This window comes from Streptosporangium sp. NPDC002607 (genome assembly GCF_053592655.1).
Genome location: NZ_JBSFWD010000015.1, coordinates 162,804 through 174,224 on the forward strand (window position 1 = coordinate 162,804; position 11,421 = coordinate 174,224).

11 protein-coding genes and 1 pseudogene are annotated in these 11,421 nt (G+C 67.0%); 8 read left to right on the forward strand and 4 right to left on the reverse strand.

Annotation, left to right across the window (positions count from 1 at the left end; genetic code table 11):
- Positions 1–55: 55 nt before the first annotated feature.
- On the reverse strand, positions 56–745 hold the full coding sequence (locus ACWD3H_RS19410; RefSeq protein WP_451955937.1) for an alpha/beta fold hydrolase: 690 nt from the start codon (positions 743–745) through the stop codon (positions 56–58).
- 91 nt (positions 746–836) lie between these two features.
- A complete protein-coding gene (locus ACWD3H_RS19415; RefSeq protein ID WP_451955938.1) occupies positions 837–3,653 on the reverse strand; it encodes an AAA family ATPase in 2,817 nt (938 codons plus the stop codon).
- A 259-nt stretch (positions 3,654–3,912) separates the two neighbouring features.
- Between ACWD3H_RS19415 and ACWD3H_RS19420 the strand changes: the two genes are divergently transcribed.
- From ACWD3H_RS19420 to ACWD3H_RS19440, 5 genes are all read left to right on the forward strand, one after another.
- Positions 3,913–4,086: a hypothetical protein gene (locus ACWD3H_RS19420; RefSeq protein WP_451955939.1), complete on the forward strand. Its 174-nt coding sequence runs from the start codon at positions 3,913–3,915 to the stop codon at positions 4,084–4,086.
- Between the two features lie 255 nt (positions 4,087–4,341).
- Positions 4,342–4,605 (forward strand): SMP-30/gluconolactonase/LRE family protein, encoded by a 264-nt coding sequence (locus ACWD3H_RS19425; protein WP_451955940.1) that lies wholly within the window; start codon positions 4,342–4,344, stop codon positions 4,603–4,605.
- A 244-nt stretch (positions 4,606–4,849) separates the two neighbouring features.
- Positions 4,850–5,338, forward strand: coding sequence for a cupin domain-containing protein (locus ACWD3H_RS19430; RefSeq protein WP_030926130.1), 489 nt, complete (start codon positions 4,850–4,852; stop codon positions 5,336–5,338).
- Positions 5,339–5,378: 40 nt separating this feature from the next.
- Positions 5,379–5,723 (forward strand): DUF1801 domain-containing protein, encoded by a 345-nt coding sequence (locus ACWD3H_RS19435; RefSeq protein WP_451955941.1) that lies wholly within the window; start codon positions 5,379–5,381, stop codon positions 5,721–5,723.
- A gap of 295 nt (positions 5,724–6,018) precedes the next feature.
- Positions 6,019–7,143, forward strand: coding sequence for an ISAs1 family transposase (locus tag ACWD3H_RS19440; protein ID WP_451955950.1), 1,125 nt, complete (start codon positions 6,019–6,021; stop codon positions 7,141–7,143).
- Positions 7,144–7,819: 676 nt separating this feature from the next.
- Here ACWD3H_RS19440 and ACWD3H_RS19445 read toward each other — a convergent pair.
- Positions 7,820–9,052 (reverse strand): hypothetical protein, encoded by a 1,233-nt coding sequence (locus tag ACWD3H_RS19445; protein ID WP_451955942.1) that lies wholly within the window; start codon positions 9,050–9,052, stop codon positions 7,820–7,822.
- A 170-nt stretch (positions 9,053–9,222) separates the two neighbouring features.
- Here ACWD3H_RS19445 and ACWD3H_RS19450 point away from each other — a divergent pair, with 170 nt between their 5' ends.
- The gene (locus ACWD3H_RS19450) at positions 9,223–9,600 is read left to right on the forward strand and encodes a hypothetical protein (RefSeq protein ID WP_451955943.1); all 378 of its coding nucleotides are present in this window, start codon (positions 9,223–9,225) and stop codon (positions 9,598–9,600) included.
- Entirely contained in the window at positions 9,597–9,857 is a 261-nt protein-coding gene (locus ACWD3H_RS19455) for a hypothetical protein (protein ID WP_451955944.1), read from the forward strand. Before ACWD3H_RS19450 ends, ACWD3H_RS19455 begins: the two co-directional genes overlap by 4 nt.
- 566 nt (positions 9,858–10,423) lie before the next feature.
- Here ACWD3H_RS19455 and ACWD3H_RS19460 read toward each other — a convergent pair.
- Positions 10,424–11,122, reverse strand: a complete 699-nt coding sequence (locus ACWD3H_RS19460) for a hypothetical protein (RefSeq protein WP_451955945.1) — start codon at positions 11,120–11,122, stop codon at positions 10,424–10,426.
- Positions 11,123–11,299: 177 nt separating this feature from the next.
- On the opposite strand from ACWD3H_RS19460, the pseudogene ACWD3H_RS19465 reads away from it, so the two are divergent.
- Positions 11,300–11,421: pseudogene (locus ACWD3H_RS19465) on the forward strand (IS701 family transposase); the annotation flags it as partial.

Sequence of the window (11,421 nt, forward strand, 5' to 3'; positions counted from 1 at the left end):
GGCAGCCGGTGGACACGGGCGAGGGTGTCCACCGGACCTCCTGCAAGCCGTTCGCTCAGCCGCCGGCAGCCGCCTTCTTGATCAGCGCGGCGACGGCCTCCGGCTGGGAGACGTAGATGGCATGGCTGCCAACGGCTTCCACCACTGTGGCGCCCGCACGCTCGGACATAGCCCGCTGAGCCGGTGGCGGGATCATCCGGTCGTCGGTGGCGACCAGGTACCAGCTGGGCTTGGTGCGCCAGGCGGGTTCGGTGACGGTGCCGCCGAGCGCGCCGACGCCCCACGGCACCTGCGAGTCGGCGAGGAACTCAGCCTGCGAGGCCGGCAGGTCGCCCGCGAAGGAGGCGTGGAACTTGTCCCGGTCGAGAAAGAGGAACCCGTTGACCGGGGGCAGGATCGGTGGCACCGGCGCGCCCGGCAGCGGGTCGGCGATGAGCGTGTTCACGGACTCGCCCTTGTCGGGCGCGAACGCGGCGATGTAGACCAGCGCCGACACCCGCGGGTGGTTACCGGCCTCGCTGATGACCGCGCCACCGTAGGAGTGTCCAACGAGCACGGTGGGACCGTCCTGGCGGTCCAGGATCAGCCGGGTCGCCTCGGCGTCCCCCTCTAACGACAGCGTGGGGTTCTGGACGACGCTGACCCGGAAGCCGTCCCGCCTGAGCAGGTCATAGACGGGCTGCCAGCCCGCCCCGTCGACGAAACCGCCGTGCACGAGCACGACGTTGGCGGCGGTGGAACTCATGAAGCTTCTCCTCGCGTACTGGTGTGATGCAGACGAGAGGGACAGTAGGCAGCCGCAGGCCATGCTCGATTACGTCAAATGACTGGCGTTCTCAGGAGGACGGCGGTGCCTCGTCGTCGAGGCCGGCCAGCGCGTCGCGCAGGGCGGCGCGTGAGGTGATGCCGAGCTTCGGGAAGAGCTGGTAGAGGTGGGTCCCGACGGTCCGGGGCGACAGGAAGAGCCGTTCACCGATCTGCTTGTTGGTCAACCCGGCGGCGGCGAGTTCGGCGATCTCACGCTGCTGCGGGGTGAGGGATCCCGGGCCGGTGGGGGCGAGGTGACCGATGCTCCGCCCGGTCGCGCGCAGCTCACTCGCGGCCCGTTGTGCCCATGGCCGGGCCTCCAGCCGCTCGAATGCGTTCAGTGCGTCGATGAGGTGCCGACGGGCCGCGACAGTCGCTTTGTTCCGGCGTAACTGCTCTCCGTACGCGAGGGCGATACGCGCGCGATCGAACGGCCAGTGCTCGCCGCCGGCCACGGAAAGCGCCCGCTCGAACAGGATGACCGCGTCCTCGGCCCCCGCCACCAGGGCGGCCGCAGCGTTCACGGTCATGGCCAGCCGCGGCGACAGCGTGGCGACGTCGCAGGCGCGTACCGCCTCGACATGCGCGAGCGCTTCCGCCGTTCGCCCGGTGCGTACCGCCGCCTCGACCACATCCATGATCACCCACAGCGCATGCGGCACATGGCTGGCCAGCTCACCAACGGCCGTGATCGTCGTCGCGTGCCGATAGGCCTCCTCGAAGTCCCCCCGGCCCAGCGCGTCGAGTATCAGGGCCTGGGCCGCGATACGCCGCACCAGCCCGGCCCGCCGCGGCGTCGCCCACACCGTCATCCGATCGGTCAGCGCCTTGGTGGCCTCATGGTCGCCACGGGCAGCGGTCAGCATCGCCAACAGGTACAGCCCCAGGCATTCCAGCAGCCGATAGTTGTGCAGCCGGCACAGCTCGACGTGCTCCTCGGCCAGCGCCCGCAGTTCCTCCCACTCACCGGTGATGAGCTGATCCAGCCCGATCAACGACCGGGCGTGCAGGCCCAGCGTCACGGCGGCGCCACCACGATGGTCGCGCAGGATGCGCCACAAGGCGGCCCGGCACAAGGTCAGCCGATCCACGAACATCGCGGCCAGCCCCACACGGACGCTCCAGACCGGGTCACCGTGCCCGTCCAGATCGGCGATCGCCGCCTCGATCCGGGCGAGCAGCGTGGACGCCGTACGGGCCGGATCGGCGAAGGTACCCGCCAATAGGGTGAGCAGCTCCGGAACCGGCGCGGCCAGCTGAGCGAACGCCGCGTGGAACGGCGTCCACAGCTCAGCTCGCCCGCCGAAGTAGCAGACCCAGCCCAGGGTGTAGAACGCTTCGACGAGCGTGTCGTCCTCGCTGTCGTAGGGCGTGGGCTGCATCTCAATAGCGCCGACCAGCAGCCGGTGCGCGGTGTCGACGTCTCCCTCGCCGCTGAGCAGCAGGTGATGGGCGGCCGCGACGGCTGAGACCAGCGATCGGGCGCTCCCGCTCCCGCTCTCGCCCTGCAGGGCGTCGGCAAGCAGGCGCGGCACCTCCCGCAGGTCGCCGGTCATCACCGCCCCGAAGTACGCCGCCTGGGCGAGCCGACGGCTCCGGTCGGCGCCGACGGGGCTGAGATCGGCAGCCCGCAGCAGAGCGGTGACCGAACCGGCCGCGTCGCCGCGTGCGCGGACCGTGTGAGCCGCCTTCTCCAGCAGCTGCGCCACCCGCTCGTCCGTACCGACCGTGGCGTGGGCCAGATGCCAGGCTCTGCGCTCCGGACTGTCCGACTGCCGCTCGGCGAGCATCGCGTGCGCCCGCAGCCGTTCCTCCACTGTGGACAGGTTGACGACCGCCGAACGCGTCAACGGATGCCGGAACCTCACCCGGCCGGCCCCCTCTTCAACGGAGACCAGCCCCGCCCGCTCGGCCGGGGCCAGCGCCGTCGCGTCGGCGCCGAGCGCCGCCAGCGCGCGCAGGCTGCCCGTGCCGTCCAGCACCAGCAGCAGCAGCACCTGCCGTGCCGACAACGGCAACCCGCTGATCCGCGACTCGAACGCCGCTTGGAGACGACCGCTCAACGGCAGCACCTCCGGCAGACGCGCGACACCGGATCGTTGCCGGCCCGACAGCGTGAGGGGAAGCTCAAGCAAAGCCAGCGGGTTCCCCTGCGCCTCCGCCAGGAGACGTCGCCGCACCGCGGGCACGAGCGCGGGGAACCAGTGCGCCGCCAGCGCGTCCGCGGCCTCGTCCGCAAGCGGCCGCACCTCGTGATCGGGCAGGCCCGCACGGTCGAAGAAGCTTTCGTCGCCGGACCGGTAGGCGGCCAGGAAACCGACCCGCCTGCCCGCCACCCGGCGGGCGACGATCGCCAGGACCATGGCGCTGGCCCGATCGAGCCACGGCAGGTCGTCGACGACCACCAGCATGGGCCGGGTCACCGCCGCGTGGGACAACAGCGCCAAGGCCGCGTTCGCGATCACCAGCAGGCCCGGCGGGGAACCGCCTCGAAGACCCAGCGCAACGCCGAGCGCCCTGCGGTGTACCGGGTTCAACGCGTCGAGATCGCCCACCAGTGGATACAAGGCCTGATGGAGCGTGGAGAAGCTGTGAGCCGCCTCGAACTGCGTGCCTGATGCCCGCAAGACGTACGTACCGGCTGCCTCGGCGTACGCGCTCGCCGCGTCCAGCAGCACCGTCTTTCCGACACCGAGCTCGCCGAACAAAAGCAGCGCTCCGCCATCATGCCGGGCGCGCTCCACCAAGGAGCGGAGTACGCGGAGATCGCCGTCGCGCCCGAATAGACCAACATTGCCAGCGGCGTCGCCGACCATCTTGGGGTGGTCGGCTGGCGAATCGGCCACCTAGGCTCCTCTATCTACCCGGAATGGCACAGCCCGGTGCTTCGTCATCTTATGGGACCAGCAGGCGGCACGAACTAGATCATCCCGGTTTGGGGTATACGGCATGCGCTTACCGGCACCCCCAATTGACCGTCCTCATGAAGCGCAGCCAACCGTTGCCCAAGTGACCTCTTCATAGGTGGTCACCTATGAAGAGGTGATTCGTCCCCGTGATCGTTTTGGCCGGTGTGGGCTGCGAACCACTGCAGGAGGAAGCGCAGTGCCTCAATGGACCCGCATGGGCCACTCCAGCACACGCGCCGCGATCATCTACCAGCACGCGACCAACGAGCGACGGCACCAGATGACCGAGCAGCTCGACAGCCTCGCACGAGGACAACTCAAGAGTGGATCGGGCATGCAACGGGCACGGAAGAGCGCCCAGGCCGAATAACGATCAAAGCCCAGGCGGGGAAAACGGTTCCTGACCTGGGCTTTCGAGTTGGTGGAGCCTAGGAGATTCGAACTCCTGACATCCTGCTTGCAAATCGGCCTGATCTTCAGGGACAACGGCCCCGCCCGGGGCGAGAGGCAGTCCGCGAGCCGCCACCCCTGCGTCTCCTGACGCAGGTGCTGAACCTCGCCTTCGAACGCCTCTACGCCACCGGCGGTTTCAATCGCGCGCTCCAAGTGATCGCTCTCGCGCCAATTGCCGTCGACGCAGCAGGGTGGCCTATGGGTCGCGGTATGGGGCGGCGACCGCTTGGCACGGATCTCTTCGGACGGAGACTTGCTCGGCGAGGTCCCGCTGCCCGTGCACCAGCCGTCCTCCTGCACGTTCGGCGGATCCCGCCTCGACGTTCTGTACATCACGTCGGCCCGTGAAGGGCTCGATCTTTCCGACGACGACCCCGTGCACGCCATCGATCAGTTGGGCGCCGTGGGCATGCCGTCGACGGCGTTCGCCGGATGAGTGGGGCCGCGATGGTTCGCCCCAACGTGGCAGCCGGTACTCCACAGTGAGGAACTCGCGCATCAAGAGGCGTACCGAGTCGTCGGATAAATCGGGGGTCCGGGGCGTATTTCGATGCGGCAGTGCTTCCGAATAGCGACTATTTGTCAGACCCGTTCGGTACGGTCGCGACCATGACCAACGTCACCTATGCCGCTACCTGGGTGCCCGATGACGACCCCCAGACAGTGAGTGCAGGACCTTCATGAGCTATCCAGAACCCCGCTACCTCGGCGACACGGGCGAGATCAACGCCACCTACCGCACCGCGGACCACGAGCCCGAGCTGCGGTCCTCCGGTGGCACCGTGACGCACTACCTCGCCACCGGGGCCTCGACGAACGGGCAGTTCGGGATGTACCGGTGGGAGATGGGCCCGGTGCCGAGCGGCCCGAGCCCGCACTTCCACCGCTCGATCTCCGAGTCGTTCTACGTCCTCGCCGGCACAATCCGCATCTACGACGGCACCCGGTGGATCGACACCGTCCCTGGCGACTTCGTGCACGTCCCTGAGGGCGGCATCCACGGCTTCCGGAACGAGTCCGGTGAACCGGCCAGCATGCTGCTGCACTTCTCGCCCGGCGCGCCCCGCGAGGGCTACTTCGAAGGGCTGGTCGAGTTCGCCGTGTCCGGGCGCCCCAGCGAGGAGGAACTCGCCGAGTTCTACCTCCGCCACGACACGTTCTGGGTATAGGCCCGTCCTTTCCAGCGAACAGTAAATCAAGGTGAAGAGCATGAACGACGACGTCACCCAGTACATCAACAAGACGCAGCCGTGGCAGATCGACGTGTGCGAGAAACTACGTGCGATGATCGGCGAGACCATTCCAGGTGTCGAGGAACGGTTCCAGTACGGCAAGCCGCACTACCTCAAGAACGGGCACTACGCGGCCGTCATCGCGGTAGCCAAGGCCAAGGTCTCGTTCATGGTGTTCAACGCGACGGACATCCCTGAGGTCAAGGGATTCCTCCGGGCAATGGGCGCCGGTGAACGCAAGACCGTCGACATCAAGGAAGGAGATAACGTCGACTACGACGCACTTGCCGGCATCCTGGAAAAGACCACGGCCACCTTGTAGTTGCGAGGGTGTCTGCCGCGGCAGGGCCACGGCCCCGGCATCAGGGCTGACGGAGTTCTCGAATGTTGAGACGACCAGAAGGGGATTCGCAGGTCACGGGTTGATCGCGTACGGCGTGGCGAAGTCCTGACATGCAACAAGGCCCCGTAGAACGGCGGTTCTCACGCCAATCCGATCTACCTGAGCCTCGTTGTCCGTGCAGTTTGCCATGCCGCCCGTCGTGTCCGCCATCAGCGCCACCACCAGCGCCGCTGACCAGCACGGATCTCTCACACCAGCCGATGAGGTCGTGGACATGGCCGGTCTGCGCCAGGCATGGGCCCAGGTCCCAGATCCTCGTGATCGACGCGGACGGCGCTATCCACTGGCCTTGATGTTGGCCCTGCTCCAGGCGGCGATCGTGTCCGGCGCGGTCTCCTCCGCCGCGATCCGGCACTGGATCGCCCGCGCTCCGCAAGAGGTCCTGGCCCAGCTCGGCGCCCAGCGGGATCGGCGGACCGGCCTGTTCCAAGCCCCGCACCCCGATACCGTGTGCCGAACGATCGCGCAGGTCAACGCCGCATATGTGGACGCTGCCTACGCCATGCACCGGACCGGCCAACTGCGCGAGTTGTACGACGATCCCGACGAACTGATCCCCATGACCGTCGACGGCAAGACCCAGCGCGGCACCGCCACCCCCGGCACACCCGCCCGACATCGACTCGGCGCACAGTTGGCCGACGACGCCCTCATGGTCGCGACGATCGACGTCAGCTCCAAATCCAACGAGATCACTGCCTTCGCCCCGCTGCTGGACCAAATCGGCTGCCTGAAGAACGTCGTGATCAGCGCCGACAGGCTCCATACGCAGCGGGAGCACGCCCGCTACCTGCACCGGCGTGAGGCCTTCTACGTCTTCCCGGTCGGCGGCAACCAGCCGACCCTGTTCGACCAGCTCGACGCTCTGGCCTGGAAGGACGTGCCGATCGGATGGACCACCTACGACCGCGGCCACGGCCGCACCGAGATCCGCACCATCCAGGTCATGCCCGCCCCGGCCACAACCCGCTTCCTGCACGTCAAGCAAGTCTTCCTCCTCGAACGCCACGTCTACGACCTGCGCCGGAAGCCGTTGTCGAGCGTCGCGGTGCTGGGCGTCACCAACCTGCCCGCGACGCTGGCCGGCCCACGACGCCTGGCCGAGCTGGTCAGGGGCGAATGGTCGATCGAAAACAAAGATCATTACGTGAGGGATGTCACCCTCGGGGAGGACCGATGCAGGGTCCGTACCGCCTCGGCCCCGTCGATCCTGGCCACCATGCGCAGCTACGCGATCGGCGCGCTACGCCTGCTCGGCTTCACCAACATCGCCGATGGCACCCGGTGGGCGCGTGATGACTTCCACAACCCGCTGATCGCCCTGAGTCTCACGATGTGAGAACTCCTTCAGCCCTGACGAAGTGGACGCGGCCGATGTGCCGGTTTCCAAAAGTTAATGGCCCGAACGCCGCTCCTCTTGATCGAGGAGGCGGCGTTTTGGCTGGTGGAGCCTAGGAGATTCGAACTCCTGACATCCTGCTTGCAAAGCAACCCCGGTGGGGGCGGGACCATGGGCAATACCCGCTCCCACCTGCGCATACGGCCCACGGTGATCCACCGTCGTCCGGCCTCGTCCGTGGTCGTTGTCACCCAGTTGGTCACTCAGAACGTGTGAGAGGTAATCGCGGGCCTGCCCTGTGACGGGGTACAGACGAAGGCATCCGCTGTGCACCCCATGCTGGCCATCAACGTCAGATGCTCTTCACCCAGCTTCGAGCCTTGTCGATTTCCATCGCCAGCTCTTCGTGAACGAGACGGACGGCCTCCTCCTCTCGCCCCCGAACCTTGAGCTGACGGACCCGTCCCGTAAGTTCCATCGCGCGTATCGGATCCGTATACCTGAGCACCTGCTTTTGCCGAGTGGCCTTCACCCATATGAAAACGAGAAAGGAAAAGAACGCGACAGGGACCCCGATCAAGCCAATGGCTTCCCAACTAGGCATCCCCGAAGCTTAGCGGGCAAAATACTCAACCATAAGATCAGAATGGATGTGACGCACCTTCCGTGACGGGGCTTAAGCGGGATCGCTCAGCTCTCGATACGCCTCGCGTAATTCTGCGGCTTCCGGCATGCGACGCGTTTCGATGGCACCGATCACCTCACGCGCCCTCCAGTAGTTGGACGGCACCAGCACGCCGCTCGTCATGGTCGTGAGGGCAAGCTGACCGGCCTCGTCGGGCTGATCAGTGGCGAGAAGGGCCAGAGCAAGGTCAAGACGTGCGGAGGCCGCCCTACGCGGACGAAGCAACCCATCCGCGGCCGACTCCAGGCGGGCAAGCACCTGCCGGGCGTACGACTCAGCGGCCGGGTCTCCCAGCCATGACAGCGTGGTCGCCACGTACGCCTCGCTCTTGGAGGGGTCGTAGCGGTAGTGGTGCTCGGGATGCTCGGGCATTGACAGCGGCGAGACCAGCCGGGCAACGCGGTTCAGCGCATCGCGCATCTCCGGGCCGGACCCGAGTCGTGCCCAGATCCGGCCTTCCTGCGCGGTCGCCTGAATGTAGGCCGAACTGGTGCGCGGTGCGATCGCCTGCGCCCCTTGGGTCAAGGTCAGGGCTCGGCGGTAGTCGCCGGTGGTGACCGCCTGCCATGCCTCGGTCTCCAGGCACCATGCGGCGATCTCGGAATGTTCGGCGTGCTTGGCCAGCTGGGCGGTTGTCTGAAGCCACGTCGCGGCGGCCTCGAACTGGCGAAGGTCGATGTGGCAGGTGGAGGCCAGCAATGCCAACCAGCCACCGGCCGTAAGAAGACGGCGATGCTCGGTGAACGTCTTCTTCGCGTCGATCAGGTGCGAGACGTAGGACAGGTGCTGGCGCACTCGCTCCAGCAACTCAGCCGGTGGCGTCCCCTGGTAGGCCATCGCGAGGTCATCGACGGCCGACTCCAGCCGCTCCAGCGTCTCATTGCCCACATCGCTGGCGGTAACCCGGCGGGCCAGTTCCAACGCCTCGATCTCCCCCTTGAAGGGAGCGCCGCCCCGTGCCGTGCTCGCTGGGTCGTCGCCGAACAGCTCGGCTTCTCCCAGGCCGAACACCCGGCAGTAGAGCAGCCGATAAGGGTCCTTGGGCTTATGTCTGCCCGCTTCCCAATCCTTGATCATGCGAACCAGGGATTCCCGCTCGGGCAGGCGGGCACGGGTGCGCGGGTCGGCGGCGTCGGCAAGGTGCCTGGCCATCTCTCGCTGCGTCCACAACTTGTCACGCCTTTCGGCGCGTAACCGTACGGCCCAGGCCGAAATGTCACCCATTGTGCGCACCTCGGGGGACGTGGTGGTCCACCTGACTCCCCCAGTCTCCCCTACTCGCGCTTTCGGCGCGGGGTACCTGGCGATGTCATGAGAGGGCCGTGAAAAGGCGGAACCCGCAGGCGCTGTCACGCCGTACGGGTCCCTTGGCCGCACACTGGAGGTGCAACCCAATGGACAACTGTAGAGCCGTCCCGCCCGCCGTTGACGAGGCGACGGTGGAAAGCCAGGACAAGGCGCTGGCCGTGGTTCAGCGGCTTCTCATCGAGCGGGGAATCCGTGCTCACCGCCATCACACGATCAGCCTGGGGCTCTTCGCCAACAGTGCGGCGGCCTGGCCCGATCAGCCGCCTCTACGGTCGTGGATGGAGCGGCACCCGCCGGAGCTGACCGTGAAGGGTCCGCAGGGCTGGTGCGTAGCCACGGTGACCATGGGACCGCGCTCGGGCAGCTACCTGGTCTCCCTGCGCGACGGCTCCGCTCTCCAGGCAGTGAGAAGTGAGCATCCTCAACGGGTGGTAGAGCTGATCTTGGCTGCTCGGGAGTCGTGACCGTGTACGGCTGGATCATCCTGGGCGATGCGGCCACCAAGAGAGTCAACGGCCAAGAGGTCGTCATCGCAGCCGGTAAGCCGGGCGACATCGGGGTGGCCATCAGGGCGTGGGAGGACGCTGAACGCCACCGGATGCTGTACGAACTGGGCAACCTCGGTCGCCTGGTCGACGCCGCGATGACCCGCCTCCAGCTCCACCACCGCACTCCGGGCAGTCGCGGAAAACACGTGCTGGAAACCGACGACACCAAATGATCACTAGTCAGGTGCGGCAACGCGGCCTTCCCCCGTAACCGCATCGCCGTACCCGACCAGCGACGACCGCACTCAGGTGATCCATGTCATCCGGTGGCAACCTGACCCGGAGCACAGGGCCGCCAGGCCCGCGCACCGGAAACAGGGCGGCAGAGTCTTTACTTCCCACCATGGAGGCGTTCCTGATGAACACCGAGTGGAGACGGCCGGCGCAATGCCGAATGGCACCCCGTAGGGGCCGCGAAACAGTTGAGCTGGGGCGGCTGGATGCGGGTGGTGGGTTACGGCAACCAGATCATCTCATTGCGAGTTAAGGACAAGACCTACTCTGACGGTCCTTCACGCAGCTGAGGCGGTAGATCTGGGCTGTTGCCATGCGGTTACGCCAGGCCCGTTGCTGTAACTAGTGCCGCATCAGGCAACGTTTGCCCTGTTGCCTATCTCGCCCAGACGGGTGGTGGACGGACTCCTTTCCCGGCCCTGATCGACGCCGTCCTCGACCGCCGCCGGCGCGTTCGGTGAGCGCCACCTCGGCGCGCGACGTGCGCCAGCGGGAGCCGTTGGCCTCACGGCGCCGGATCCGGCAGCAGGACGGGGGAGACCTTTCCCGGCTGCAGAGGGAAGGAGGTGTGGTCGCAGGCGATGCCGTCACCCTCCTCGGCGAGCATTACGGCCACGCGCTCGGCGAGCTCAAGGAGGCCGGGAGGAAACTCCGGGTGGTCCTGGTTGTGCACGGAGTAGTCCGTGTGGTTCGGCCAGCGGACGACACCGATCTCAAACGGGCCCGTGGACGAGGTGAACTCCGGGTAGAGATCGTCAGGATCCGGAGCCTCCAGCCCGGGAAGTACCTCGGCCAGCAGGTCGATCACGCGCTGGTCGGGGATGGGCGCGCAGTGGTAGGCCCGCGCCGCGGGACCGGTTGGATGGGGCATGCCGGGATGCGCGTGCCCGTGCAGGCGCCGGGCCAGGCCCTCGACCACGTGCTCCGGTTCGTATTTCTGCCCGCCGCTCGCGGCCGAGGAGGAGGCCACGTAGGCGATTCGCCAGGGCCGCGGCAGCCCCACCCGGGCTTCGAGGTCCGGCGTGGCCTCGATCGGCCCCTTCAGGTACACCTTCTCTCCCGCCGAAATTCCCATCTTGCCAACGGCCTCGGGATTGAGGAGTCGCACGATCTCCAGAACCGCCCCCGGGTCGGGCACGTAAGGCAGGAACAGCGTTGGCCCCCTGCGTAGCCGCCTGGCCAGAAAAAAGTCCCTGATTCCCACCAAAGCCTCCTGCGATCTCAGTGCCGGAAGCTCAGAGTCACAGAACGCCCTAGCATCTCACTTGGATGCCGCTGAAGGGGCCCAGCGGCAAGGCAAACGTTGCCTGACGCGGCACTAGTAGGACTTGGTTACCTCGGGTAGGAGACGGTATGTCACCTGCTTTGGGGGTGAGGGAAGATGACCCCTCAAGAACTGGAGGCCGTACGGGCGCGACTGGAGACGTTCGCCGCTGAGGTGTTCTCCGGTTTTGCCCGTGCTGATCAGCGGCGATGGGGCGAGCGGTATGTGCGTGGCCTGCT

Excerpts from the sequence above, each read along its gene's own strand:
- ACWD3H_RS19410 (WP_451955937.1), bottom strand. The coding sequence starts at position 745 with ATGAGTTCCACCGCCGCCAACGTCGTGCTCGTGCACGGCGGTTTCGTC.
- ACWD3H_RS19430 (WP_030926130.1), top strand. The coding sequence starts at position 4,850 with ATGAGCTATCCAGAACCCCGCTACCTCGGCGACACGGGCGAGATCAAC.
- ACWD3H_RS19435 (WP_451955941.1), top strand. The coding sequence starts at position 5,379 with ATGAACGACGACGTCACCCAGTACATCAACAAGACGCAGCCGTGGCAG.
- ACWD3H_RS19440 (WP_451955950.1), top strand. The coding sequence starts at position 6,019 with ATGGCCGGTCTGCGCCAGGCATGGGCCCAGGTCCCAGATCCTCGTGAT.
- ACWD3H_RS19445 (WP_451955942.1), bottom strand. The coding sequence starts at position 9,052 with ATGGGTGACATTTCGGCCTGGGCCGTACGGTTACGCGCCGAAAGGCGT.
- ACWD3H_RS19450 (WP_451955943.1), top strand. The coding sequence starts at position 9,223 with ATGGACAACTGTAGAGCCGTCCCGCCCGCCGTTGACGAGGCGACGGTG.